Genomic DNA, 26,532 nt, shown 5'->3' on the forward strand with positions numbered 1-26,532 from the left:
CGCGAAGCGCGGAAGGTCAATCAGGCAAGGCCGGCCAGCAGCGTGCCGGCGTGGCGCCGACGAGCTTGGAGGCATCGGCAGGCTCGGGGTTAGCGGCGCGCATTCTCCGTCCCTTGGTAAACCTCGGCCGAGGCGTTGGCGCGGCCGCTAACATCCGCACGCCGACGCTGCTTTTCCTTGTGGAGCCGCACCGCGGCCATGGCGGCGTCGGTGACGGTGTACATCTCCAGCGTGGCTGACGCCTGGTCGTCGACGGGGGTGAGCGCCTGGTCCATGTAGTCCTTGGCGCGGGGGTCGCGCTTGAGGCGTTGGCGCTCGAGGGCGAGCGGGATCAGCATGGCGAGCGCCTTGCTGTAGCCGATCAGGGAGCGGCCCAGGTACTTCGGGTAGAAAAGAAACGGGTGCTCGATGGGCAGCCCCGGGCGGCGCTCGCGGCGCACGCGGCGGCGGATGAAGCCGCTCTCCAGCGGCTGCACGCCCTCGATACAGGCGTAGACGTAGACCGCGATGGACGACCCCATGATGTTGCCGGTGCTGACCCGGTTGGTGCGGCCTCGCCGCATCAGTGTCTTGATGTGCTCCACGCTGTAGAAGCTGCGCCAAGCGTCCCGAAAGGCGCCATGCCACTCATCCCGCGACATGACCGGGTGATCGGTGGTGATGTGGTTGAGATCGTAGTTGTTGAGGTCAGGGTCCATGCGCGCGCCGCGTGCGTAGAGCGCCTTGTGGTCGGCGGAGCCGGGGAGCGGGGTCAGGCAATAGAACTGCACCCGATCCATGGGCAATTCGCGCTTGAGGATCTCGACATCGCGGCGAATGGTCTCCGGCGTATCACCGGGAAAGCCGATGATATAGCCGCCGTCGATGAACACGCGGTGCTGGCGCCAGGCAAGCAGCATCGCGCGGTAGTCGGTGATTTTATTCTGCTTCTTGTTGGCGGCGACGAGGTTGTCCGGGTTGATATTCTCCAGCCCGATGAAGATGCGCTTGGTGCCTGCCGCCGCCGCCTTGTCGATGAAGCGAGGGATTTTATGGCACTGGGTGTCCACCTGCAGGGTCAGGTGAACGCCGAGGCCCTGGCGCTTGAGTGCGATCAAGCGGTCGAAGATGGGTTCCCAATTCTTGTTGCGGGCGAAGTTGTCGTCGGTGATAAAAAAGCTCTTGATCTGCTGGGTTGCATTCTCGCGGACGATGCGCTCGATGTCGTCGGGCGTGCGGAAGCGCGACTTGCGGCCATGCACGTTGATGATGGTGCAGAAGCTGCAGACGAAGGGGCAGCCCCGGCCGGCGTCGAAGCTGGTGAGCTGGCCCAAGGTGCGCTGCACGTATTCCCGGGGCATGTACGGCGGTGCGACGCCCTCGATGCCCGGCAGGTCCGCGAGGAAGTTGTAGATGGGCTTGAGCCTGCGCTCGCGGGCGTCTCTGAGAAAGTCGTCGAAGCGGTGCTCGATCTCGCCGGCGAAGATGGAAACGCCGAGATCCATGGCCTCCTGGATCTCCGGCGTGACCTCCTGGAGCATCGACAGGACGCCGCTGACGTGGAAGCCGCCTATGGCGACTTGGATGCCGTGGGCACGAAAGCGCCGGGCGATGTCCATGGCGCGGGGGAATTGGTTCGTTTGCACGCCCACCAGGGCAATCAGGCCATGGCCGCCGCTACGCTCGATCATGGCCGTGAGCCGGTCGATGCGCACGCGCGTGTTCGTCTCGTCGATTGTCGTGATGCGAAGCGCAACGCCATCGCCGAGGACGCTTCGCTCCCCGGCGTCGCGGGCCAAGGCGTAGAGCGTCGCCAGGGTGTTGGACGGAATGCCGGAGCGCCACCAGCGGATGACGTAACCGTCGTCGTCGTAGTGGGACGGCTTGAGCAGGACGAGATGAAAGCTTTTCACCGAGCGGGCCTTTGCGCGTGAGGGCGCTCACACATTATCAGGTAATCCCTTGGTGTTGGTGAAAAATCGCCTGGCCGCAATTTGCGTCTATTCGCTCACGACCACGACCACGACAACGACAACGACAACGAAAGCAAAGTCAGGTGACTCGCTGCACTAGGATGATCGGCGTCTCCACGGCAACGCAGGGATGCGTAACAACGGTGCGCAACACAAAAAGGCCCCGCCTCGGCGGGGCCAAGCTTGCCTGCTCAAACGGAAGGGAAGTGGTGGGCTCTGCCGGGGGCGGCACTGCGCCGCCAGCGCCGCCGACGCGCGCGCTTACGCCAAACGGTGCTGGCTCTGCATGTACAGGTAGACCAGGTTGGACACTTCCCGAATGGCATTGCTGCGGTTGGTGATCCACCTGCCGTAGGCGCCGCTGCGGCTGGACTTCTCGATGATGCCGACGAAGGTGTAGGGCCGCGGCCGGCCGCGGCTGTCGCGGCTCTCGATGATGCCCATGTCGCCGCACAGCATCGCCGTGGAGCCCGTCTTGTCGTAGACGCGGACGTCCGACGGGATGTTTCTGACGCCTTGGGTGATGCGATCGTGGTTGGGCAGCGCCATCAGATCGAGCACCTCCGACGAATAGGGCATCTGGCGGTGCCACTGAGCGAAGAGGAAGCGACTGTAGTCCCGCGCCGAGGCCCTGTTCCGATAGGTGCGACCATCGGATGGGATGTACTCGACGACGCTGGTCTGCCGGAACACCTGTGGCGCATTGCGCTTCAGCACGTATTCGGTGGCCTGTGGCCCCATGTTGCCGTTGTAGCGGCTGATGATCTGCATGATCTCGTTGGTGGCGCTGTTGCTGCTCTTGCGGATCATGTGCTCCATGGTGTCACGGGTGGCGGACGTGTAGTGGAGCCGGCCCGAGTTGTCGCGCAGGGTGTAGAAGAATGCCTGCGCAACGAACGGCTTGATCATGCTGGCCGTCTGGCGCGGCTCCTCCTCGTTGATGGAGACGAGCTTCTTGCGGCCGGTGAAGTCGTACACGGACCATGACGTCTTCTCGTCCCAGCGAATCTTGCCTTCCGCTCGCAGTTGCTTCACCAAATCCACCACGCGGGCTTGCAGCGTGGGGCCGCGCGTGGCGGCGCCGGCAACCAGCGGCAGGCCGGAGAGCAGCGCGCCGCCGGCGAGTGCGGAAAGCCCAAGGAAGGAACGCCGATCAAACAGCGGTGTCTCGCCGTTGTCGACGCGTGCGACTTCGTCTTGCGGACGGAGACAATGGTCCTGCAGGAATCCTTGCATGATGAGTACCCCCAATACCGGCTTTTTCCGAATGGATAAAACCCGCCCGCGATGCCCGCGAACGGGCATCGCTCCCCCCGGAGTCAGGACGGGCCCCCACGAGCCGTTATGTTTGAGCAGAGCATAGGCGGGAGTAGTTAGAAATACAAGGCCGCCCGCACGGAAAAAACATCAATAACTCAGTAGGGTCTGAGGTGTTCTTAAACCAAGGTGCCAGGTTTGTCCGGGTCCAGAGCGGCGCCGGCGCCGGCGCCAGCGCCGGCATCCGGCGTTGATGCTGTGCAGGTGGCCGTGTCTGCGCCCGGACTCAGCCGAGCTTGCGGCGTGGGCGGCGCACTTCCTCGCTGGGCTCGTTGACGCCGCGCAGGTGGCTGGTGACGATGATGCGGCTGTGGCGGTAGCGGCGGCGAGCACTGGGGTAGCTGGGCGTGCCCAGACGCGGGCGCATCGCATCGAGCTCGAAGAGCATGAAGTGCGGCGTGATGGCCCGCAGCCGGCGCAGCCGGGTGGTGACCCGCAGTTGCCGCGTGCGGATCTGGATGGGGCAGCCCACCGGCAACGAGCTGCGTGGCGAGGAGATGACGCACCAGCCGAGATCATCGTCGTAGGCCAACAGGCAGGGCACCTGTGCGGCGCTACTGTCGGTGCTGTCGTCGCCGACGGTGGCGAACACGTTCACCAGCGTCCCGAAGCGTGCGCGGCGGGTGATGCCGATCAGGATCTGTCCGTCGTCGAGGCGCACGACACGTGCGACTTCGCCGATCATGGGCCGCAGAAAGCCCTCGTCGCCGATGCCGTAGATGGCGAGCGCACCCAGCGCGATGGGCTTGGTGTAGCGCGTCTCTTTGGTGCTCACCACGATGTGTTGGTCCGACTGCTGCAGCACCAGCCATTCCGTGCCGGCCGTGGCTGCCACATCGTCGCCTTGGGTCGCTGAGCGACCGGCGAAGGCGGCATTGCGCAGCAGTTGGTCGCGCTTCGCCTGGTCGCTGGTGAAGACCGTCTGCAGGTGCTGGCTCACCCGGTCGAAGCCGGTCTCCAGGCGGAAGTCGCAGCGGTGACGGTCCGTCTCGCTGGGTCGATGCGGCGGCACGCCGTGTTCCAGGTTGCGTAGCATGGCGCGCAGGATCGGTCGGCGCGCCAGCGGTGGCAGACCGGCGAGACAATTGGCCGTGGTGCTGGCGACCTGCGTCAGATGCTGACGCCCGGTTTCCTTGTCGCGGCGGACCGCGTCAGCCAGTACGTTGCAGTCGATGAGGATGCGGTGGGTGCTGCCCTGCTCGGCGGAGCGCCGCGGGGGCGCGTCCTGGTGCGCATGGGTGAAGCGCACGACACCGCCGACGGCCGTCTTCGGCAGGTAGGTGATGACGAGCGCGTCCGGCATTGCCGTGCAGTAGCTGTCGAGGAAACGCTGGCGGCGCTTGCTCCAGGCGAAGCAGTCGAACAGGCCGAAGGCCTGAATCAGCGTGTAGATGCGCAGCGCCCGCGTGGTGCCGTCGCTGTCCAGCAGCAGCCGATCGTCGCAAAGCGCCGGCACTGGCGTGTCTTCAGCCCCCGCCCGGCTGAGCAGGCAGAACAGGGTGTTGACCGTCTGCCAGGCGCCCCGCGGCAGTGGCTGGTAGCGCAGCGCCCGCAAGCGCTGCTGCAGGTGAGCGAGCTCGAGTACGCGCACGGATGCCTCGAGTATCCGCGCCTGCTCGGCGCGGCCATGGCGCTCATCGATGCGGTAGTCCGCCTCCACCACCAGCTGATAGCTCGCGCTCAGGGCGTGGATGGCCTGGTCGGCCATGTCCAGCAACTCGCGCTGGGGCTGCGGCTCGGGAACGCCGTCTTCGTTCTTGCGCAGGGCATCGCGGGCCGCGGCCAGCGTCGGCCAAAGCCGCTGCTGGAGACCCGTGGTGATCTTCAGGCGCTTCGCGGCGGCCAGGTTGGAGCGGTTCAGGCCGCGCGCCTGGAACAGCGCTTCCTTCAGTAACTGCTGAGGCGATTCGAAATCGTCGTCCAGATTGCGCAGCAGCTTACCGGGTGAGGCGAGCCCACCGCTTGACCACTGCGCCGGCGAGGCAACCGAGAACTTGAGCTCGAGCCGATCTGTATGCGCGGACCGATTGCGGAAGAACATCCTCACGCCTGCACGCCAAGGCTCGCCCGGGAGAAGCTGTTGCACGTCCGTAAGGCGCAGGATCCGTGCTGCTGCATGCGACGCAGGCAGCTGCGGGACCGCCGCCTGTGTTCGGGATGGAGCGTGCCGATCCGGGCGCCCGGTTCTCGGGTCTGTTCGGCAGCGCCAGCCGCGCCTCGTTTTGCTGTGCGTAGTCGCCTGTCGTCACCTTGTGGCCTGTCCACTGGCGGTGCGTACGGCTCGTTGTGTCGCGGTGCCGTTCTCCAGCCGGGAGTCTCTCTGCCCGCGTCCTTTAAGGATACGCCACGCGAGGTCGAGCGCGCGTGCACGCGGTCACAGATCCATCGGTGCGGATGGTGCTACGGAGGCGCCGATGCGTCGGCGTTTCCCTTCAGACGCCGACCGGAGCCATTGGCGGCGTGGCGGTTGCGGTGTGCTCAGATTCCGTCTTCCGGCAGTGGCGCCGCCCCGCGGGCGGCGAGCGTCTCGTCCACCTTTGCGGCGATTTGCTGCTCGATCTGGCCGGCGATCGCCGACAGCAGCAGACCGAGTTGGATGGTGAGGTCGAGCGAGTTGTCGCTCACCGTGATTTGGCCCGACACGCCCGTGCGCGCGAAGCACAGGGTATCTCCCTCCCACTCGTACTCGGCGCCATAGTCGCTCTCGATGCGTTGCGCGATGCGCTCCACCTCGGTCTTGGCGTCGGCGAGCGACAGGGTGTGGGTACGCACGATATGGATTATCGACATGCTTCTCGGTCTCCTAGGCGGCGCCGGTGGGACGCGCCGCGACGTCGTCATCTGCTATGGGCACGGTGGCGGGCCCGGTTCTGTGGTGTTGGGGCGGGCGCGGGCCCGCTCGGCGTTTGCGGCCGGCCGTAGCCCCGGCCGGCCCGGTGGGCCGGCGCAAAGAGGGTATTACAGATGGTGTCCGGATTGCGCGACGGGCGGTCTCAGGCGTCGGCTGCGCGGCGCTCGGCCAAGGCGCGCCGAAAGGCCGCGGAGCGCCGGTCGCCGCCGCGGGGCTGCGGGCGCGTGCGGCGGTTCAGCTTGCTTTCCACCTCGCGGCAGAAGGCGTCGTCGCCAAGTACCCAGGCCTTGTTGGTGGCGTCGCGCAGGCGCTGCACGAAGGCCGGCTCCATAGGCGTCGAGAAGGCGTCCGCATAGGCGGCCCGCCGCGCCGAATCGTTGTCGCCGAGCGCGAGGTAGACGGCATGCGGCCGGACCAGCTCGTCCTCGGCGCCGAGGGCGTTGGCGGCGTGGCTGGACCACTCGTAGCCGCTTGGGCTGTCCACCACGCCGGCGCGCACGGGGTTCAACTCGATGTACCGGCAGACGGGCAGCAGGAACTGGTGCGGAGAGACGAGGGTGGCGCGGTAGCGGCCGTCCCACAGTGTGCCGGTGCGCCCGTAACGCTGGTTGGCGTGCTGGACGTAGTAACGACCCGTGTATTGCATCAGCTTGCCGATGCCCTCGCCGCTCTCTGGGGTCAGCAGCAGATGGAAGTGGGTTGGCATCAGCACATAGGCGTGGATCGCGCATTGGAAGCGCTCTGCGGCGTCGCGCAGCGTGGACCACAGCACCCAGAAGTCGTCCTCGTCGTGGAGGATAGTCAGCCCGTTGTTGCCACGTTGAATCACGTGTTGGGGATAACCTGGAAGGATGAATCGCGGTAGCCTTGCCATGGCGTCGGTCCCTGTTGCTACAGAACCTGATTCGAGTATAGCCGAGCGCCAGCGTACGTCCGCGGAGACCTGCACGCGTACCCTGTCGCGTTGCCGAATAAGCTAAAATTGGCGGTTTTCCCGACGGACATCGCACCATGCAAGACATCAATCCGATCCGTGCGCAGATCGCCGACCTCCAGGGACGCGTGCAGTCCCTGAGGGGGTATCTTTGACTATGCCGGCAAGAAGGAACGGCTGACCGAGGTCCTGCGGGAGCTCGAAGATCCCAACATCTGGTCCGACCCCGAGCGTGCTCAGGCCCTGGGCCGTGAGCGGGTGGCGCTGGAGCAGGTCGTCATCACCGTCGAGGAGCTGGATGCCGGACTCGGCGATGCGTCCGACCTGCTCGACATGGCCGCGGAAGAGAACGACGCCGACACCATCGATGCCGTCGCCGCGGACCTAGCGGGCTACGAGCAGCGCGTCGGCGAGCTGGAGTTCCGCCGCATGTTCTCCGGCAAGATGGATGCCGCCAACGCCTTCCTGGACATCCAGGCCGGCTCCGGCGGCACCGAGGCCCAGGACTGGGCCGAGATGCTGCTGCGCATGTACCTGCGCTGGGCGGAGCAGCACGGCTTCAAGGCGGAGCTAATGGAGGCCTCGCCCGGCGACGTGGCCGGCATCAAGTCCGCTACCGTCGCCGTGCAGGGCGACCATGCCTTCGGCTGGCTGCGCACCGAGACCGGTGTGCACCGGCTGGTGCGCAAGTCGCCGTTCGACTCGGGTAACCGCCGTCACACGTCCTTCGCGGCCGTGTTCGTGTCGCCGGAGATCGACGATTCGGTGGCCATCGAGATCAACCCGGCGGACCTGCGCATCGACGTCTACCGCGCCTCCGGCGCTGGCGGCCAGCACGTGAATCGCACCGAGTCCGCCGTGCGCATCACCCACATGCCGACCGGCATCGTGACCCAGTGCCAGAACGACCGCTCCCAGCACAAGAACAAGGACCAGGCCATGAAGCAGCTCAAGGCCAAGCTCTATGAGCTTGAGATGCAGAAGCGCCGCGAGACCGCCCAGGCGGTGGAGGACAGCAAGGCTGACATCGGCTGGGGCAGCCAGATCCGCTCGTACGTGTTGGATCAGTCCCGCATCAAGGATCTGCGCACCAACATCGAGACCGGCAATACCCAGGCGGTGCTCGACGGCGGGCTGGATCAGTTCATCGAGGCGAGTCTGAAGAGCGGACTCTAAAGATCAGGGGCTAGGCATAGGGCGGCCTAGCGATGGCGTAACGCGATAATCAATGGCTTGCCCTGCCGCAACGTCGGGTTACGCTGCGCTAACCCGACCTACACTGGCCGTGTTTCCGCGCGGAACAAGAATGCTCGCCCTGTGTGCAGGGCGGAGAGGCGAGGCGCATCCGCCGCACGAAAACACCGGGCCGCAGCGACCGCACGTTCAAGATGATGTAACTGGAACCATGAACGATAAGCAGCCGAACGACGGCAACAACACGCCGGCGCAGCCGGAGCAGGACGAGAACAAGCTCATCGCCCAGCGGCGCGAGAAGCTCACCGCCCTGCGCGAGCAGGGCGTCGCCTTCCCGAACGACTTCCGCCGCAACGTCGTCGCCGGCGAACTGCACGCCGAGTACGGCGACATGGACGGCGCGGAGCTGGAAACGCGCAACGTGCGCGCCAAGGTGGCTGGCCGGCTCATGAGCCGACGGGTCATGGGCAAGGCGAGCTTCGCGCACCTGCAGGACATGTCCGGGCGCATCCAGCTGTTCGTGCAGCGGGACGTGCTCGGTGCCGACGACTACGCCCGCTTCAAGAAAGAGCTGGACATCGGCGACATCGTCGGCGCCTCCGGGCAGCTCTTCAAGACCAAGACTGGGGAGCTCTCCATCAAGGTGGATCAGCTGCGGCTGCTCACCAAGTCGCTGCGGCCGCTGCCGGAGAAGTGGCACGGCCTGTCGGACCAAGAGAGTCGCTATCGCCAGCGCTACCTGGACCTCATCATGAACGAGTCGGCGCGGGCGACTTTCCAAACCCGCACCCGCATCGTGCAGTTCATCCGCGAGTTTCTGAACACCCGGGACTACCTGGAAGTCGAGACGCCGATGATGCAGGCGATCCCGGGCGGTGCCGTGGCGCGGCCCTTCATCACCCATCACAATGCGCTGGACATGCAGCTCTTCCTGCGCATCGCGCCGGAGCTGTACCTGAAGCGCCTCGTGGTCGGCGGCTTCGAGCGGGTCTACGAGATCAACCGCAACTTCCGCAACGAGGGGCTCTCGACCCGCCACAACCCCGAGTTCACGATGCTGGAGCTCTATCAGGCCTACGCGGATTATCAGGACCTGATGGACCTCACCGAGCAGATGATCCGCGCCCTGGCGGAGCAGGTGCTCGGCACCACGACCATCCATTACCAGGGCGACGACTACGATCTCTCCCAGCCGTTTGGGCGCCTGACCGTGCGCGAGTCCATCCTGCACTTCAACCCGGACATCGCGCCCGAAGACCTGGACGACCCGGCGCGCGCCCGCGCCATCGCCGAGCGGCTGGAGATCCACCTCAAGCCCGGCTACGGCCTCGGCAAGGTGCAGGTGGAGATCTTCGAGAAGACGGTGGAGAGCCGGCTCATGCAGCCCACCTTCATTACCGCCTACCCGACCGAGGTGTCACCCCTGGCCCGGCTCAACGACGATGATTCGTTCGTGACGGACCGCTTCGAGTTCTTCGTCGGCGGCCGCGAGATCGCCAACGGCTTCTCGGAGCTGAACGACGCCGAAGACCAGGCCGAGCGCTTCAGGAAGCAAGTCGCCGAGAAGGACGCGGGGGACCTGGAGGCCATGCACTTCGACGCCGACTACATCCGCGCCCTGGAGCACGGCATGCCGCCGACGGCCGGCGAGGGCATCGGCATCGACCGGCTGGTGATGCTGTTCACCGACTCGCCGTCCATTCGGGATGTGCTGCTGTTTCCGCACATGCGACCGGGAGAGGCCGGCTGACGATCTCGGTGCTCCAAGGCAAGCATCCGCAGAGGGCTCGCGCAATGACGCAGCGACGCAACGCTTGATTGCGCGCGCTGGTGTGGATGTGGCCCGAAGCCCATTGCTCTGTTTGGACCACCGGCCAGCTGCGTCGCGCGGCGCTGGTTCCCTTAGGCGGCATCACCATCCTCGGGCCAGAACCCGCCATCCATGATCTGCTCGAAGGACCAGGGCAGCGACGGCGGAAAGCTCGCTTCCGGCAGGCCCGTCTCTCTTGAGGCGAGCAGGGTCGCATCGCCGTAGGCGGCGGCCAGGATCTCCGGCAGCTTGGCCTTCAGGCTGGGGTTGTCCGCAAGATGGCGCTCGATGTCGCGCCGCTGCACCTTGATGGTGGCGCGCCAGGAGTTGCCCCGTAGCATCGGCTGGACTTGCCACTTGAGCAGGTGCATCAGCAATATCGCCAGCCTGCTCAGCAGCTCGCGCTTTTCGCGGCGGCCCATGCTCTCGATCTCCTCGGCGATGTGCTCGATGTCCGCTTGCGCGAGCTGGCCGGAACGGAGCAGCTTGGTCTGCTGTTCCGCCCAGGCGTAGAAGTCGGTGTCGTAGAGTGTCATCGGATGGCTGGCCTCGTCCGGGTGCTCGGTGCTGGGGGCGGCATAGCGCCGGTGCAGGGACTTCGCGCCCGCTCGTCTGGTGATCTGGTTGCGATGCTCTGAGACCGTGAAAGTATTGCTCGCGACTCCGAAATCGAGCGGAGCGTAGGTCGGGTTAGCGATAGCGTAACCCGACAATTAACCGGTTACCGACGCTGAACGTCGGGTTACGCTGCGCCGACCTACACCGTATCCTTGCACACGCTCTCTGCTCCGAGATCGCGTCTGCAAGCACCGCTTCGCGAGCATCAATGCGTCGTTCGCAGGGGCCGCCGCGCGGAGCAACCGTGGCTGCGGCCCGGTGCTATTCGCCCGTGTCGGGCAGCTCCAACTTGTCATAGACCTCCGCCAGCGCCAGGCTCGCGTCCACGGACTCCAGCGGCACCGTGTCCGCCAGGCTGTCGTAGGTGCTGAGCAGCCAGCGGCCGTCGTCCTGGCGGACGTAGAGCTCGGCGGCGACGCGGTGCTGGGAGATCAGCACGTAGGTCTTCAGGCTCGGCAACTGGCGATAGTGGGCGAACTTGTCGCCGCGGTCGTAGGCCTCGGTGGAGTCGGACAGGATCTCGATGATCAGTGTCGGGTTGGTGATGATGTCCCGGCGCTGGTCGTGGAAGGTACGCTCGCCGCAGACGGCCATGATGTCGGGATAGGCGCCGACGTTATCGGTGTCGACACGCACCTTCATGTCGCCGGCGTAGACGTAGCAGGGGCGGCGCTTGAACTGGGCGCGCAGTTCGGCGCTGACGTTGACGGAGATGAGGTTGTGCTCCTCAGTCCCGCCCGTCATGGCGAAGATCTCGCCATCGACGAACTCGCTGCGGGCATCCGTGGCCGCGCGCTCGGCGGCGAGCCAATCGTCGAAGCTCAGGTGCGGGACGGGCTGGACAGACATGCTGGGGCTCCAATCGGTTGTCTTGGCCAAGAGCGTGCAGAGAAGATCCGGTCGTGGCCCTCGATGTAACCGCCCGATCGTCGGGCCTCCAGCGTCGGCCCGACCGACCATGGCCGCCTTCATCGAAGCCACGACCGGATTGCGTCAGCTTCGGTCAGTATATGCGCTCAACAGGGCAAGGGCTCCACGGGCACGCCCTCGCCCCAAATCCGCTGGATCAGCACTGCTGCGGCGTTGGGTGAGGGCGCGCTGGTCCAGAAGCCCAGCGACCCGGGCCGCCCGCGGGGCAGCGGGGCATCGCGCAGCAAGCCCGCCGCCGCGAGCCGGTTCTGCACCTGCCGCGCCACGGCGACACCGGTGTCGGTGATGGTCACGTCCGGCCCTGCGATGTCGGCGATGAGCGCGCGCACCAGCGGATAGTGGGTGCAGCCAAGCACCAGCGTATCGGCGCCGCGCTGCGTCAGCGGCAGCACCAGATCCGCTAGCAGGCAGCGCAACGCCTCGTCCGCGAAGTCGCCGGCCTCGATCAGCTCCACCAGCCCCGGGCAGGGCTGGGTCAGCACCTCCACGGCGCCGTGGAAGCGACCGCGCAGGGCCTCGAACTTCTCGCTCTTCAGCGTGCCGCTGGTGGCCAGCACGCCGACGACGCCGCTCCTGGTGCAGGCCGCCGCCGGCTTCAGCGCCGGCTCCATGGCGATGATGGGCAGGTCGTGCAGCGCCCGCAGGTGCGCCGCGGCGACGCCGGTGGCGGTGTTGCAGGCGATGACGATGGCCTTGGCGCCCCGTTCGATGAGGAACCCGGTGATGGCCTCGGCCCGCGCGCGGACGGCGGCGTTCGGGCGGTCACCGTAGGGTGCATGGCCGGAGTCGGCCACGTACAGCAGGTGCTCGGCGGGCAGGGCGCGGCGGATCTCGGCGAGCACGGTGAGGCCGCCAACGCCGGAGTCGAAGACGCCGATGGGTCCGGCCGCGGCGGCGGCGCGGACCTCATCCCCGGCGCCCGGCGACGATGCTTCGGTGTCCGTCCCGACCACGGTGTCCGCGCTGCCCGCCGCGCTCAGGCCGCCTCGCCGAAGCCGTAGGCCGGCTCGCGGAGCTTCAGCACAGGGCCGTCGTCGCCGAGTCGCAGCTCGCTGCCCTCGGCGGCGGCGATCTCGGCCACCACCAGCAGCTCCCAGCGGCCGGGCGCCGATGCACGTGCATCCACCACACGGCCCGGACCCTGCTCGGAGCTGCTGCCGGCGGCGCTGAGCGGGTCGCCCGGTTTGGGTGCCGTGCCGGTCTCGAGATCGATCTCGGTTTGGGCGATGTACATGCGCCGCTTGAGCTTGCCGAGATACTGCATGCGCGCGACTACTTCCTGGCCCGTGTAGCAGCCCTTGTGGAAGCTCACGCCGTCGATGAGTTGCATGTTGGTCATCTGTGGCACGAAGGCGTCCGCCGTCTCCGGCAGCACCGTCGGGATGCCGGCGCGGATGTCGTGCAGTGCCCAAAGATCCGGATGGGCCTCGACGGCGCCGTGCCCGGCGGCGTCGGTCCAGACGGCCTGGGCCTCGCGCGCGGAGCCGATGAACAGATATCGTGGCAGCGTGCCGGCGACGCGGATCAGCGCTGCCTCGCCGGCGCGGATCATGTCGTTGTCGCCCTGCGGCAGGACGCCGAAGCGGGCGGCCAGGACATCGTCCGCGCAGGTGCCGATGACGCCTAAGCACACCAGCGCATCGCTCGCGTCGTCGATGCTCACCTTGGCGCGCAGCACGAACATGCGAAGTCGCTTCAGCAGTGCGTCCATCTGGCGGCGCGGCAGCACCAGGAACAGGCTGTCCTCGAAGCGCAGCAGCCGGAAGTTGGCCAGCATCCGGCCCTTCGGGCTGCAATGGCTGCTGAACTGGGTATGCGTCTCCGACAGCTCGCGGACGTCGTTGCTGAGCTGGCCTTGCAGGAAGTCCGCCGCCTCCGTGCCGCCGACTGAAATCAGGCCGAGATGCGAGAGATCCGTCAGCGCGCAGGGCGTGTCGGCGGGGGCGCTGGCAAAGGCTGCCGCGCCGTCGTTGGCGCCGCCGTCGCCGATGACGCGCGCGCCGCGTGCGCCGAGGAAGGCTTGCCAATCCGGATTCATGGTGTCGGGTCTCCCTTGCTTATGGTGACGGGAACGGGCAGGCTGAGAAGCATAACGGGTGCCTGCCCGTAACGTCTGCCCAAGAAGGCGTCTATGCAAGACGGCGCCGGGAGCGGCGCCGGCGCATCGCTCGGCCTGGTGACATTGTCGTCCACCGCTGTCGGTCTCCCGGGACAGACATTCGCGCAGCCCATATGGGGCCGCTGCGGCGGTTGTCCTGTCGCTGATGTCCTCACGGCGGTGACCCCGATGCCCCCGGCAGGCGCCCACCATTTGCCGCTATCGACGCATTGGGCTGCCGTGTCCGCGGCAGCCCCATTCCGGAAGAACCCGCCCATGCCGCTCGCCGCCGACAGTCTCGTGCTCTACAAGATTCACCCCGCCCGCGTCGTCAGCGTCGGCGAGAAGATCGAGATCGAGGTGCCCGGCGGCCAGACCAAGCGCGTACGGCCCAAGGACATCACACCGCTGCATCCGGGGCCGCTCCGGCGCCTGGCCGACCTCGGCGAGCCCGGCACCGGGAACCTGGAGGACGCCTGGGAGCTGCTCGAGGGAGCCGAGACCAATCTCAAGGAGCTCGCCGAGCTCATCTACGACGACTTCACCCCCACCAGCGCCTGGGCCGTCTGGCAGCTGCTTGCAGAGGGGCTGTATTTCCAGGGCACGGCCGAGGCCATTTTGCCGCGCCCGCGCGAAGCCATCGAGCAGGACCGCGCCGAGCGCGAGGCCAAGGCCCGCGCCGAGCAGGAATGGGCCGGCTTCATGGAGCGGCTCGGGCAGGGCCGCATGATCGACGAAGACCGCCCCAGGCTCGCCGAGGTGGAGCGGCTCGCCAACCAGCAGAGCGAGCACAGCCGCATCCTCAAGGCCCTGGATCTGCCCGAGACGCCGCAAGCCGCGCACCGGTTGCTGACCCGGGTCGGCTACTGGACTGCCGAGCACAACCCCTATCCGGCGCGCAGCAACGTGGCCGTTGGCGACCCGGACCTGGCGGTGCCGCCGCTGCCGGACGAGGACCGGCTGGACCTGACCCATCTGCCGGCCTTCGCCATCGACGACGAGGGCAACCAGGACCCGGACGATGCCGTCAGCCTCGACGGCGAACGCATCTGGGTGCACGTGGCGGACGTGGCCGTGCTGGTGGCCCCCGACGGCGAGCTCGACCGCGAGGCCCGCGCCCGCGGCGCCAACCTCTACCTGCCCGAGGGCGTCGTCAACATGCTGCCGGCGGCGGTGACGGAGCAACTGGGCCTGGGCTTGCAGGCGACCTCGCCGGCGCTGTCCTTCGGCTTCCGCTGCGACGAGGACGGCAGCCTCGCGGACATCGACATCCGCCCGACCCTGATCCGCGCCGAGCGGCTCACCTACGCCGAGGCCGAGACCCGGCTCGTGGATGCGCCCTTCGCGGCGCTCGACGCCGCGGCACAACGCTTCCGTGCCCGCCGCGAGGCCCAGGGCGCCGCCGGCATCGACCTGCCCGAGGTGAGCATCCGCATCCAGGACGGCGAGATCGTCATCCGTCCCATCGATCGCCACGGCTCCCGCGCCATGGTGACGGACCTGATGCTGATGGCCGGCGAGGCCGCGGCGCGCTGGTGCGGGGAGCGCGGGCTCGTGATCCCGCACGCCACGCAGCCGTCGCCGGACAGCATCAAGCACCCGGAGGGCATGGCGGCCATGTATGCCTATCGGCGGCAGTTCAAGCCGAGCCGCACCACCATCGAGCCCGCGCCGCACTTCGGCCTCGGCCTCGACGCCTATGCCCGCGCCACCAGCCCTCTGCGCCGCTACGCGGATCTCTTGGTGCACCAGCAGATCCGCGCCACCCTGGCCGGCCGCGAGCCGCTGACGGCGGAGCAGGTGAGCACCCGCGCCGGCGAGGCGGACCAGGGCGGTATCGCCGTGCGCCGCACCGAGCGGCAGTCCAACCAGCACTGGAAGCTGGTGTATCTCATGCGGCACAAGGACTGGCGGGGGGAAGGCGTTGTCGTGGAGCTCGGCGAGCGCAAGGACACGCTGCTGATTCCCGAGCTCGCGTTCGAGACCAAGCTGCGCGCCAAGCAGGAGCTGAGCCTGGATCAGCATCTGCGCCTCGGCATCGCCGAGGTGGACCTGTACGACCTGGATGCGCGGTTTCGGGTGCTGGGATGAGGGCTCGGATGCCGGCTGCCGGAGCGCGCCGGTGCGTCAGATAAACAGCTCTTCCGTGTCGCTGGCCTCTATGGCGGCCAGCGGCCAGCGCTGCAGCTGAGCCTGGTCACGGCAGCCTTCTATGCGAGCCCGTGTCGCCGCATCGACGGGGAGATCGCGATCCTCCAGCAGTGCCAGAATGGAGCGGGCGATACCCTGCGCGATACCCTGCTCGGCACCCTCGCTGCAGACAGCGTCGAGGTCGGCGTAGCCTTCGCGCTGCGGCAGGTGTGAAGCATGGCGCGGTGTCCGGCCACGCGGTCGTACAGCGCCTCCATGGCGTGCTCGTGGTGTTTGTTCGTCAGTGTAGCCTGCGCTCGACGGGCTTCGGCGTCAGCCGTGGGTTCGCCGGCGCCGGCAGCAGCGCCACGGCCCGCTCGAAGTCCGCTGGATTAAGGTACTGAATCACCACGCCGCCCTTGGCATCGCGCGCGACGTCCATGCCCTTGTCCGGATAGAGCCAGTGCACGACGCCGCTCTCCTCCGTGCGCCGCTCGGCGGGGTCGCCGAAGTTGCCGACGATGTCCCGCGGCTCCAGCCGCTTCCAGGGCAGGTAGGTGAGGACGCGGATGGGCGTGTCCGCGAGCTGCTCGACGTCCGCCGGGTCCAGCTTCACCTTGTGGCTGCCGCTGCCGGTCTTGCTGATGCGAAGCCCGCGGTCGTACATGACGCCGAGCTGATCCTCCGACACATCCAGCGTCACGAGCCAGTCCGCTTGCAGGTTGCTCAGCAGGATGTTGTCGAAATAGACCTCGACGCTGTGGCTGCCGTCCGGGTTCTCGAACAGATTGATCTTGCCCTCATCCCCCAGCAGCGCGCGCACGTCCGCGAGCCTGCTCTCGCCCACGGTGAGATCGAAGACGCGGACGCGGCCCGCCGCATCCCGGCTCACGTGCCAGGGATAGAGCCCGAATCCGGGCCGCTTGTCCGGCAGGACGGACAGGATCAGCATGATGCCGATGAAGGCCATCAGCGCGGCGGCGAGGGTGTAAAGGATGATTTTGCGGTCCATGGGCGGGCAGTGCGGAGTGCGGGCGAACTCTTGTAACAGCGCGCGGGTCTCGAGATCGTCTCGGATCGTTGTCGTTGTTGTTATCGTGATCTCAACCGTCCGGATATTCGACCACGACCACGACCACGACCACGACAACGAGGGAGCTCGGTCTCGGAATTTCCGCAGCGAAGCACTAGTCGAGCAACAGCGCCGCCACCACGTCGCGGCCCTCGCTCACCAGGATGTTGTAGGTACGGCAGGCCGCGCCGGTGTCCATCACCTCCAGCCCGATGCCGCGTTCCAGCAGCGCGAACTGCACCTTGGGCGCCGGGAAGTGCTGCCGGGTGCCAGTGCCGAGGATCAGCACCTGCGTGGACTCACCGAGCACAGCTTCCAGGTGCTCCGCGGTGAGCCCGGCCATCTCGTCCGGTCCCCAATCCAGCGCCACGTGCCGCGCGGACACCGCGACGCTGCGGGCATAGTCGCGGCCGTTGATGCGCACGCGTCCCTCGCCATAGGACTCGATGAGGTTCGCGCCGGTGTCTTCGATTTCGGCGAATTTCATAGTCTGCCTACGGACTGAGAATCTCTTGCTCGTTGTGTCACACGGCATCGGGTCATGATGCCCGATCTCAAGCCGCTTGCAACTGGCAGCCTGGTTGCCAATGTGTGGTGCTCTCCCCCGCTGCTACAGGGCAACCCGTGACGACGCGCTTTACGTGCGACTGTATGCCAGTGGAGCCGAAGGGCTGATGCCGTCCCTGTATGCCTCTTCACCGGCCTGCGCTGGTCGGTGAGGACTTGGCGGATGGGCATCGGAAGTCTCAGTACGGAGTACGGGGTGTGGAGTACGGGGTGCGGTGTGCGATGTTGGATGCTCTGAGTGCGAAGTGCGAAGTGCGAAGTGCGAAGTGCGGAGTGCGGGGGCGTTCCGGCGCAGAGCGCGCCGGCAGCTGCACGCCGCCGGCCTGCCGGGAGCGCCGGCATCTTGCCGGCAACTGGGAACGGCGGCTTCCAGCCGCCGGCGCGGGACGCTTCGCAAGGCGGCGAGTGGTTGCCCCGGTCTTTCGGCAGCGTCTTGTTTCCGGGGCGAGACGCCCCGGTTCCCAGTAGCCGGCGAGACGCCGGCGCTCCCAGGAGCCGGCAAGATGCCGGCGCTCCCGGTTGCCGGCGCCTTCGGTCAGTGCAGCCGTCATGGTGCGGGCGGAACAGGACCTGCCCGCCATCGCGAAACAACGGTGGCGGAGATCGCGGCGCTCTTGGACTTGGAGCCGGCGGCATTGCGCCAGCTGCGGGCGTAAGCCGCCGCCAACGCCCGTTCTGCCCGCGGCCGCCGGTCACCAGGGTCGCGCTTCGCTCACCATCGCGCTGTGCACGAATCCCTGGTCCCCTTTGCTGCAGCGCCAGTGAGCCCGCCTTGCCCCAACTGGAGCACATCGAGTCCGGCGAGCAAGGGCGGAGCTTCGCGACGAGAGAAGCGGGCGCCCCGGCTCAGCCAAGTCGCCGCAGGTCGAGCATGCAGCCCGGCAGCCCCGGGATTGCGATGATCAGCTCCACGCGCGAGCCCGGCGCCAGGATATCGGCGCCCGCCATGTGGTAGTCATCTTCCACCGTGTAGCGGTGGCGATGGCTCAGCATCAAGTCTTGAGCGGTGGTGGCCGTGGTTGTCGCTCGCACGCGTCACGTGGGCGGCGCGGCTGTCGCGCACAGTGGTCAGCCGTCGCGCATCAGTGTGGCCCACGTACCGGCGCCACACTTTCCACGCTCCGCGCGAGGCCGAGACCGTGCGCAACGTGGCAAGCAGTTTCTAGGCGGCGGTAGCGCAGCTCACTCGTCCGGAGCGTGCGACCGCCATCGCCGCGTTTTCGATGACGATCTCAAGAGGTTTCCTCAGACCTCCCGGTAGATCCGCCCCCCCTCCCGCACGAACTCCTCCGCCTTCTCGTGCATCCCAACCGCGATGGCCTGCTCGGCGTCGTCGAGCTTGTGCGCCTCGGCATAGTCGCGCACGTCTTGCGTGATCTTCATGGAGCAGAAGTGCGGGCCGCACATGGAGCAGAAGTGGGCGACCTTGTGGGAGTCGTGGGGCAGGGTTTGGTCGTGGAATTCGCGGGCGCGGTCCGGGTCGAGCGACAGGTTGAACTGGTCTTCCCACCGGAACTCGAAGCGCGCCTTGCTGAGCGCGTTGTCGCGCACCTGAGCGCCGGGCAGGCCCTTGGCGAGGTCGGCGCCGTGGGCGGCGATCTTGTAGGTGACGATGCCGTCGCGCACATCCTGCTTGTTGGGCAGGCCCAAGTGCTCCTTGGGCGTTACGTAGCAGAGCATGGCGGTGCCGTACCAGCCGATGTTGGCGGCGCCGATGCCGGAGGTGATGTGGTCGTAGGCCGGCGCGATGTCGGTGATGAGCGGGCCCAGGGTGTAGAAGGGCGCCTCGAAGCAGTCCTTCAGCTCCTTGGTGACGTTCTCTTCGATCATTTGCAGCGGCACGTGCCCCGGCCCCTCGATCATGACCTGGACATCGTGCTCCCAGGCGAGCTTGGTCAGCTCGCCCAAGGTCTCCAATTCCGCGAACTGGGCGCGATCATTGGCGTCGGCGATGCTGCCGGGGCGCAGGCCATCGCCGAGGCTGAAAGCGACGTCGTAGGCCGCCATGATCTCGCAGATCTCGCCGAAGTGGGTGTAGAGGAAGTTCTCCCGGTGATGGGCGAGGCACCACTTGGCCATGATGGAGCCGCCGCGGGAGACGATGCCCGTGACGCGGTCGGCGGTGAGCGGGATGTAGCGCAGCATTACGCCGGCATGAATGGTGAAGTAATCCACGCCCTGCTCGGCCTGCTCGACGAGGGTGTCGCGGAACATCTCCCAGGTGAGCTCTTCCGCCTTGCCATCGACCTTCTCCAGCGCCTGGTAGATGGGCACGGTGCCGATGGGCATGGGCGCGTTGCGCAGGATCCACTCGCGGGTCTCGTGGATGTTCTTGCCCGTGGAGAGGTCCATCAGGGTGTCGCCGCCCCAGCGGGCGGACCAGACCATCTTCTCGACCTCCTCCTCGATGCTGGAGGTGGTGGCCGAGTTGCCGATGTTGGTGTTGATCTTCACCCGGAAATTCCGGCCGATGATCATCGGCTCCAGCTCCGGGTGGTTGATGTTGGCCGGGATGATGGCGCGCCCGCGTGCGACCTCGTCGCGGACGAACGCGGGCGTGATGCTGTCCGGCAGCGCGGCGCCGAAGGCGTGGCCTCGCTGCTGGCGCAGGAGCTTCTCGTAGCGCGGGTCGCGCTTGAGCTCGTCGAGGCGCATGTTCTCGCGGATGGCGACGTACTCCATCTCCGGCGTGATCTCGCCGCGGCGAGCGTAGTGCATCTGGGTGACGTTGCGGCCCGGCTTGGCGCGGCGCGGCGAGCGCAGGTGCTCGAAGCGCAGATGCGCGAGCTGCGGGTCCTGCTGGCGGCGGCGGCCGAACTCGGAGGTCGGGCCGGCAAGTGGCTCCGTGTCGCCGCGCTCCACGATCCAGCCGCTGCGCACGTCCGGCAGGCCGCGGAGCAGGTCGATGGTCACGTCCGGGTCCGTGTAGGGGCCGGAGGTGTCATAGACCCAGATGGGCGGGTTCTGCTCGGCGCCCGTCGTGTCCGTGGCCGCGGTGACGCTTCCCTTGGGCGTTGGTGTCTGCGCGATCTCGCGCATGGGTACCCGGATGTCGGGTCGCGAGCCCGTCGCGTAGCGCTTGGCGGAGGCAGGGAACGGGCGGGTGACCTCGTCCGACAGCCGGGCGGTGGTGGCGACGAAGTCTTCGGGAATGGCGCTCATGGCGGCTCCTCACAGCATGGTCGGCCCATCGTGCCCCTTGGGTGGGTCCAGGGAGCGGATGGCGGGGGGGCGGATCGCGGGGGCGGGCCGCGCGGGCGGAGGCGTCGCGAGCGGGAAGGCGAACGGCTGGGTGCGGCTTCGGCTCGTCCTCGCTTCCCTCCGCCGGTATCAACCGGATCAGGTTCCAAGGGACTGTCTCAGCCCGCCTGCGACGGGCACCCCTAGCAGGACTGATCGCACGCTAGCCAAACGCCTGGCCGATTGCAACAACAAGCGTCAGCGGCCGGAAGCCTGCCATTCCCGTGCGTCGGTTATGGAAAAGCGCCCGGACGGCGGCGAATGCGACCCGGCCGGTCATCTCTTGTTCACTGACTTGCGCTAGCCTGCATTGTCGGCCGCCCTCGGGAAACGGCGATTTATCCGCACATTCCGTGTGGGGCAGGATGCCTCGTCATTTTCGACGGCCTGAGCCGCTGCAATGGAAGGAATCGCAAGACCGGGGTTCTTTGTGGTTCCCTCCGATTCTTGGCCTGGATGGCCACTAAGTCAGCTCTTCCCTGGGCCGAACAGGCAGACAGACACCACGTGCTGGAGGATAGCTGTATGAAAATCACATCACTGATGACCCTCACCACCGCATCAACGTTGGCCCTGACGCTCGTGCTGGCCGGCTGCGACCAGGGCAATCAGTCCGGGAAAGAGCAGAACACCGCGCCGCCGCCGCAGACCGGCTCAGCCGAGGCTCCGGCGAGCACCGCGCCCGAAATGCCGGCGAGCATCGCGCCGGAAACGCCGGCGAGCACTGCGCCGGAAGTGCCGGCCAGCCCCACCCCGTCCGAATCGAAGGGCACGGCCACCGACATGGTCAACCGAGAGCTTGCCACGGCCCGGGAAAAGGCCCAAGAGGCGGCGGCGAACCTCAAGGCAGCCGGCGAGCAGTTCGGGGCTGCGGCCGCGAAAGCCGCCAGTGAGGCCCTGGAAGCGGTCAGGGAACGGGCGAACGAGACCACCGCCAGTCTGAAGCAGGCCGGTGCCGAGGCCAGCGCCGCCGCAGCAGCAGCCGCGTCAGCCGCGGCGGAGAAGACCAGCGAGCTTGCCGGCGCCATGGCGCAGAAGAGCAGCCAGATGACCCAGAGTGTCGGCGCCGAGGCCGACGAGCTGATCGCCAAGGCGCGGGTGTACCTGGAGGAGAACGATCTCGACTCCGCCAAGGGCGTCATGCAGAAACTCGACGAGCTCAAGGATCAGTTGCCGCAGCACCTGAAGGATCAGATCGACAAGCTGCACCAGCAGATCGCCGAGAAGTCGGGCAGCGAGCCCGCCGGCTGAGCAGTCGCCCTACCCGCGCCGCCCCCGCGCTGCGCGGGCGGCGACCGCGGCTCTTGCACGCGCGGCCAAGCGCCACCGTCCAGCGGCGCCTTGCGTCCACGTGAAGCCCCCCCATTAGACTTTAGTCTTAGCCCAACCGGCGCATTCGTCGTGCGCTGGTGACCCGATGCAGGCCCGGTCGATGCCCGATTCCCACGCGCCAGACCATCTCCAGCAAAGCCCCTGGCCCAGCGCCGCGGAGGAGCACACACCGTCGCTCGCCGGAGAGGAGACTGGCGAGAGCCCGCAGATGGCCTCGGCCTCGTACCGGCTCGCCTACGCGGATCTAGACTTCCTGCGGCGCCCGGAACTGCGTCCGGTGCGCCTCCAGCTGGAATTGCTGAAGGCCGAGCTGGTGCAGCAGGAGCAAGGGATCGAGTCCACCGTGGTCATCTTCGGCAGCACCCGCATCCCCGAGCCCGACATCGCCCGCGCCAGGCTGCGGGCCGCCGCGGACGCCGCCGCCGCGGCGCCGGACGACCCGGAGCTGGCCCGCCGCGCGGCGGTTGCCCGGCGCATCGTCGCCAAGGCCAGGTACTACGACGAGGCCAGGCGGCTGGCGGCGATGATCACCGAGGTCTCGCAGAAGAACGGTCACCGCCACTACGTGGTGGTCACCGGTGGCGGTCCCGGCGTGATGGAGGCGGCCAACCGTGGCGCCCTCGAGGCCGGCGGCAAGAGCTTGGGGCTCAATATCGTGCTGCCGCGCGAGGAGCGCCCGAACCGCTATGTCACGCCGGAGCTGTCCTTCCAGTTCCATTACTTCGCAGTGCGCAAGATGCACTTCGTGCTCCGCGCCCGCGCGCTCGTGGTTTTCCCCGGTGGCTACGGCACGCTGGACGAGCTGTTCGAGACCTTGACCCTCATCCAGACCCGCAAGGTGGGTCGGGTGCCGGTGCTGCTGTTCGGCCGCGACTACTGGGAGCGTATCGTCGACTTCGACGCCCTGGTGGAGGAGGGCACCATCGACCCGCCGGACCGCGACCTGATCCAGTTCGTCGAGACCGCGGAGGACGCCTGGGCGCTGATCCGCGACTTCTGGGGCGACGCGGACGTTGCCGCCGGCTGAGATAGCGTCAAGAAAGCCTGTCGCGGCTTCGCGTCAGGCGGCTGCTGTAGGTCGGGCCGACGCCAGGAGGCCCGACGATCAGGCGGTTAGATCAAAGGGCGCGTCGGGCTTCGCTGTCGCCCAGGCCGACCTCCACGGGTCTGCTTCATGAGCACGGCACCGGTAGGCGGCGAGTCGGCGGATGGCCTTCGTCGCCACAGTATTGACCGATCGCATTGCTTAACTTGAGATAAATCATCTCTGCGCCATTGCGCGCGGGTTGGCTCCTGTCGTCTCCTAGTGGAATGCTCGGCGATTACCGTCGCCGACACCGCTGGATGGAGCACGATAATCATGACCGAACGCATCACCGTCGGCGGCCTTCAGGTCGCCGTGCCCCTGCATGACCTGATCCGCGACGAGATCGCCCCCGGCACCGGTATTGCGCCGGTCGCCTTCTGGTCGGCGCTGGCCGACATCGTTGCCGCGCTGGCCCCGCGCACCCGGGCGCTGCTGGCACGGCGCGACGAGCTGCAGGCTGCCATCGACGACTGGCATCGCAACCGCCGCGGCGAGCCCTTCGATCCCGCCGCCTACCGCGCTTTCCTCACCGACATCGGCTACCTGGAGGCGGAGGGATCGGACTTCGCTGTGACCACCGCCAACGTCGACCCGGAGATCGCCAGCATCGCCGGCCCGCAGCTGGTGGTGCCGGTGAACAACGCCCGCTATGCGCTGAACGCCGCCAATGCCCGTTGGGGCAGCCTCTACGACGCCTTCTACGGCACCGATGCCATTCCCGAGGAAGGTGGTGCCGAGCGCGGCGGCGCCTTCAACCCGGTGCGCGGCGAGCGCGTGGTGGCCGTCGCGGTGCAGTGCCTGGACCAGCATTTCCCGCTCCGGGGCAGCACCTCCCACGGCGATGTCGACGCCTACCGCGTCAAGCAGGGGCAACTGGTCGCCCGCGATGCGGGGGATTGGGTGCCGCTGGTGGCGCTGGCGCAGTTCGTGGGCTGGCAGGGGCCGGCTGAAACGCCCACCGCCATCCTGCTGCGCCACCACGGGCTGCACGTCGAGCTCCAGATCGACCGCGCCCACCCGATCGGCGCGCGCAGCCCCGCCGGCGTCAAGGACCTGGTGCTGGAGGCCGCCGTCACCGCCATCCAGGACTGCGAGGACTCCGTCGCCGCCGTGGACGCGGCGGACAAGGCGCTGGTGTACCGCAACTGGCTCGGCCTGATGCGCGGCGACCTCACCGCCAGCTTCAGCAAGGGCGGCAAGATGCAGGAGCGTCGCCTCAACCGCGATCGCGTCTACAGCACCCCCGACGGCGGCGAATTGACCCTGCCCGGCCGCGCGCTGATGCTGGTGCGCAACGTGGGCCACCTGATGACCACCGATGCCGTGCTCACCGCCGCCGGCGAGGAGATCCCGGAGGGCATCCTGGACGGCATGGTGACCGCATTCGCCGCGCTGCACGACCTGAACGGCCTCGGCAGCCTCCGCAACAGCCGCGCCGGCAGCGTCTACATCGTCAAGCCCAAGATGCACGGGCCGGACGAGGTGCAGCTCGCCGTGGACCTGTTCGCACGCATCGAGGACGCATTGGGCCTCGCCCGCAACACGCTCAAGATCGGCATCATGGACGAGGAGCGGCGCACCACCGTGAACCTGAAGGCGTGCATCCGCCGTGCCGCCGAGCGCGTCATCTTCATCAACACGGGCTTCCTGGACCGCACCGGGGATGAGATCCACACCAGCATGGAAGCCGGCCCCATGCTGCGCAAGGGTGCCATGAAGGCCGCCCCCTGGCTCGTCGCCTACGAGGACTGGAACGTGGACCTGGGCCTCGCTTGCGGCCTGCCGGGCCACGGCCAGATCGGCAAGGGCATGTGGACCATGCCGGACGAGATGCGCGCCATGCTGGACACCAAGCAGGGCCACCCGCTGGCGGGCGCCAACTGCGCCTGGGTGCCATCGCCCACCGGTGCCACGCTGCACGCGCTGCACTACCACCAGGTGGACGTGACCGCCCGCCAGAAGGAGCTCGCCGCCGGTGGTCGCCGCGCGGATCTGGAGACCATCCTGACCATCCCGCTTGCCGACCCGGCGGACTGGAGCACGGACGACATCCAGCAGGAGCTGGACAACAACTGCCAGGGCATCCTCGGCTACGTGGTGCGCTGGATCGACCAGGGCATTGGCTGCTCCAAGGTGCCGGACATCACCGACACCGGCCTGATGGAAGACCGCGCCACCCTGCGCATCGCAAGCCAGCTGCTGGCGAACTGGCTGCACCACGGCGTGGTGGATGAGGCGCAGGTCGTGGCGACGCTGAAGCGCATGGCCGAGGTGGTCGACCGCCAGAACGCGTCAGACCCCCTCTACCGTCCCATGGCCCCGAGCTTCGACGGCATCGCCTTCCAGGCCGCCTGCGACCTCATCTTCCAGGGCCGCGAGGCGCCGAACGGCTATACCGAGCCCGCGCTGCACCGTCGCCGGCGGGAGCGCAAGGCGCAGGACTGAGGCCGGGGCATGTCGCCGTCGTGCGTGGGAGCGGTATAGCAGCGCTTGTGGGAGCGGCACTCTCGGTGCCGCGACCGGCGGCGTAGCAGCGCTTGTGGGAGCGGCACTCTCGGTGCCGCGACCGGCGGCGTAGCAGTGCTTGTGGGAGCGGCACTCTCGGTGCCGCGATCGGCGGCGTAGCAGTGCTTGTGGGAGCGGTACTCTCGGTGCCGCGACCGGCGGCAAGGCAACCCATCACGCCCCGATTAACCGCTAAGCGGCAGGCAGTCGCGCGGCCCCGATCGCGCCACAAAAGGCAGTGGCGCTCCCACGGTGCCGGCGCGCCGGGGCAACTCGTATGGGAGGTCAGGCCGACGCCGGAGGCCAGACCATCAGTGGCTAACGCCAGCGCTGCTGTTGGGCTGCGGTCCTTGGCCTCGCCGGCTCGACGCCTGAGCCTCGGCGCTCGCGCCAACACCTGCGCGGTGGCGATGCTTGCGCGGTTGCGGCGCCCGCCCATTGGCCGTCTCGGGTGCCGGCAAACCGTGTTTCCCGATCCCTATCTTTATCGGCCGGATGGCAAGACAATCGGCTGCTCCGCAGAGAACCGCATCGCAAGAGGAGCGTCCCGCATGTACGTCGTCATCAATCGTGTGCCCGTTGCGCCGGACTGGCGCGAGCAGTTCGAGGAACGCTTCCGCAAGCGCGCGGGGCAAGTGGAGCTACAGCCGGGCTTCGTCCGTATGGAAGTGATGCGCCCGGACAGCGCTGACACGCCCTACTTGGTACAGACCGCCTGGCGCGACCGCGCCGCCTTCGATGCGTGGCTCAAGTCCGACGACTTCAAGACCGCGCACGCCAATCCGCTGCCGCGCGAGGCCTTCGCCGGTGAGGGGCGCATCGAGATGTTCGAGGTCATCATCGACGCCCGGGCGGCGGGCGCCTGAGCGTGCACGGGGACGGCATCCGACCGGAA

20 protein-coding genes and 1 riboswitch are annotated in these 26,532 nt (G+C 67.6%); of the genes, 7 read left to right on the plus strand and 13 right to left on the minus strand.

Annotated elements, in window-relative coordinates; genetic code table 11:
* Positions 1 to 89 precede the first annotated feature (89 nt).
* From LJE69_RS12725 to LJE69_RS12745, 5 genes are all read right to left on the minus strand, one after another.
* On the minus strand, positions 90 to 1,892 hold the full coding sequence (locus LJE69_RS12725) for a radical SAM protein (protein WP_296925571.1): 1,803 nt from the start codon (positions 1,890 to 1,892) through the stop codon (positions 90 to 92).
* Positions 1,893 to 2,213: 321 nt separating this feature from the next.
* Positions 2,214 to 3,188: a serine hydrolase gene (locus tag LJE69_RS12730; RefSeq protein ID WP_296925586.1), complete on the minus strand. Its 975-nt coding sequence runs from the start codon at positions 3,186 to 3,188 to the stop codon at positions 2,214 to 2,216.
* A 307-nt stretch (positions 3,189 to 3,495) separates the two neighbouring features.
* Positions 3,496 to 5,310 (minus strand): hypothetical protein, encoded by a 1,815-nt coding sequence (locus LJE69_RS12735; protein ID WP_296925588.1) that lies wholly within the window; start codon positions 5,308 to 5,310, stop codon positions 3,496 to 3,498.
* A 437-nt stretch (positions 5,311 to 5,747) separates the two neighbouring features.
* Complete coding sequence (locus LJE69_RS12740) at positions 5,748 to 6,059, minus strand: polyhydroxyalkanoic acid system family protein (protein ID WP_296925590.1); 312 nt, start codon at positions 6,057 to 6,059, stop codon at positions 5,748 to 5,750.
* A 203-nt stretch (positions 6,060 to 6,262) separates the two neighbouring features.
* Complete coding sequence (locus LJE69_RS12745; RefSeq protein WP_367114676.1) at positions 6,263 to 6,949, minus strand: transposase; 687 nt, start codon at positions 6,947 to 6,949, stop codon at positions 6,263 to 6,265.
* Between the two features lie 182 nt (positions 6,950 to 7,131).
* Here LJE69_RS12745 and prfB point away from each other — a divergent pair.
* Positions 7,132 to 8,230 (plus strand): peptide chain release factor 2 gene (gene prfB, locus LJE69_RS12750; RefSeq protein ID WP_296925594.1). Its coding sequence is split into 2 segments (ribosomal slippage): positions 7,132 to 7,206 and positions 7,208 to 8,230, totalling 1,098 coding nucleotides; the frame shifts between segments, so codons are not numbered across the junction.
* 229 nt (positions 8,231 to 8,459) lie between these two features.
* A complete protein-coding gene (lysS, locus tag LJE69_RS12755) occupies positions 8,460 to 9,998 on the plus strand; it encodes a lysine--tRNA ligase (RefSeq protein ID WP_296925596.1) in 1,539 nt (512 codons plus the stop codon).
* A 152-nt stretch (positions 9,999 to 10,150) separates the two neighbouring features.
* Here lysS and LJE69_RS12760 read toward each other — a convergent pair whose 3' ends face one another.
* The 4 genes from LJE69_RS12760 to LJE69_RS12775 form a co-directional block, all read right to left on the minus strand.
* Positions 10,151 to 10,594: a DUF29 domain-containing protein gene (locus LJE69_RS12760; RefSeq protein WP_296925598.1), complete on the minus strand. Its 444-nt coding sequence runs from the start codon at positions 10,592 to 10,594 to the stop codon at positions 10,151 to 10,153.
* 343 nt (positions 10,595 to 10,937) lie between these two features.
* Positions 10,938 to 11,525 carry a Uma2 family endonuclease gene (locus LJE69_RS12765; RefSeq protein ID WP_296925600.1) on the minus strand — a complete coding sequence of 196 codons (588 nt, stop codon included), beginning with the start codon at positions 11,523 to 11,525 and terminating at the stop codon, positions 10,938 to 10,940.
* Positions 11,526 to 11,692: 167 nt separating this feature from the next.
* Entirely contained in the window at positions 11,693 to 12,559 is an 867-nt protein-coding gene (gene murI, locus LJE69_RS12770) for a glutamate racemase (protein ID WP_296925602.1), read from the minus strand.
* 23 nt (positions 12,560 to 12,582) lie between these two features.
* A complete protein-coding gene (locus LJE69_RS12775; protein ID WP_296925605.1) occupies positions 12,583 to 13,644 on the minus strand; it encodes a folate-binding protein in 1,062 nt (353 codons plus the stop codon).
* 336 nt (positions 13,645 to 13,980) lie between these two features.
* Here LJE69_RS12775 and LJE69_RS12780 point away from each other — a divergent pair, with 336 nt between their 5' ends.
* The gene (locus LJE69_RS12780) at positions 13,981 to 15,795 is read left to right on the plus strand and encodes an RNB domain-containing ribonuclease (protein ID WP_296925607.1); all 1,815 of its coding nucleotides are present in this window, start codon (positions 13,981 to 13,983) and stop codon (positions 15,793 to 15,795) included.
* A 340-nt stretch (positions 15,796 to 16,135) separates the two neighbouring features.
* Here LJE69_RS12780 and LJE69_RS12785 read toward each other — a convergent pair whose 3' ends face one another.
* From LJE69_RS12785 to thiC, 4 genes are all read right to left on the minus strand, one after another.
* On the minus strand, positions 16,136 to 16,846 hold the full coding sequence (locus LJE69_RS12785) for a hypothetical protein (protein ID WP_296925609.1): 711 nt from the start codon (positions 16,844 to 16,846) through the stop codon (positions 16,136 to 16,138).
* Between the two features lie 175 nt (positions 16,847 to 17,021).
* Positions 17,022 to 17,393 (minus strand): Mth938-like domain-containing protein, encoded by a 372-nt coding sequence (locus LJE69_RS12790; RefSeq protein ID WP_296925611.1) that lies wholly within the window; start codon positions 17,391 to 17,393, stop codon positions 17,022 to 17,024.
* Positions 17,394 to 18,319: 926 nt separating this feature from the next.
* On the minus strand, positions 18,320 to 18,466 hold the full coding sequence (locus tag LJE69_RS12795) for a hypothetical protein (protein ID WP_296925613.1): 147 nt from the start codon (positions 18,464 to 18,466) through the stop codon (positions 18,320 to 18,322).
* Between the two features lie 252 nt (positions 18,467 to 18,718).
* Positions 18,719 to 20,635 (minus strand): phosphomethylpyrimidine synthase ThiC, encoded by a 1,917-nt coding sequence (thiC, locus tag LJE69_RS12800; RefSeq protein WP_296925615.1) that lies wholly within the window; start codon positions 20,633 to 20,635, stop codon positions 18,719 to 18,721.
* Positions 20,636 to 20,772: 137 nt separating this feature from the next.
* Positions 20,773 to 20,868: riboswitch (TPP riboswitch) on the minus strand.
* Positions 20,869 to 21,256: 388 nt separating this feature from the next.
* Here thiC and LJE69_RS12805 point away from each other — a divergent pair.
* The 4 genes from LJE69_RS12805 (at position 21,257) to LJE69_RS12820 (ending at position 26,503) form a co-directional block, all read left to right on the plus strand.
* On the plus strand, positions 21,257 to 21,964 hold the full coding sequence (locus LJE69_RS12805) for a hypothetical protein (protein ID WP_296925617.1): 708 nt from the start codon (positions 21,257 to 21,259) through the stop codon (positions 21,962 to 21,964).
* A 181-nt stretch (positions 21,965 to 22,145) separates the two neighbouring features.
* Positions 22,146 to 23,072: a TIGR00730 family Rossman fold protein gene (locus tag LJE69_RS12810; protein WP_296925620.1), complete on the plus strand. Its 927-nt coding sequence runs from the start codon at positions 22,146 to 22,148 to the stop codon at positions 23,070 to 23,072.
* Positions 23,073 to 23,405: 333 nt separating this feature from the next.
* Positions 23,406 to 25,577: a malate synthase G gene (locus tag LJE69_RS12815; protein ID WP_296925621.1), complete on the plus strand. Its 2,172-nt coding sequence runs from the start codon at positions 23,406 to 23,408 to the stop codon at positions 25,575 to 25,577.
* A 611-nt stretch (positions 25,578 to 26,188) separates the two neighbouring features.
* On the plus strand, positions 26,189 to 26,503 hold the full coding sequence (locus tag LJE69_RS12820) for an antibiotic biosynthesis monooxygenase (RefSeq protein WP_296925624.1): 315 nt from the start codon (positions 26,189 to 26,191) through the stop codon (positions 26,501 to 26,503).
* Positions 26,504 to 26,532: the final 29 nt, after the last annotated feature.

It is taken from the genome of Thiohalocapsa sp., from assembly GCF_022340605.1.
GTDB lineage: Bacteria > Pseudomonadota > Gammaproteobacteria > Chromatiales > Chromatiaceae > Thiohalocapsa.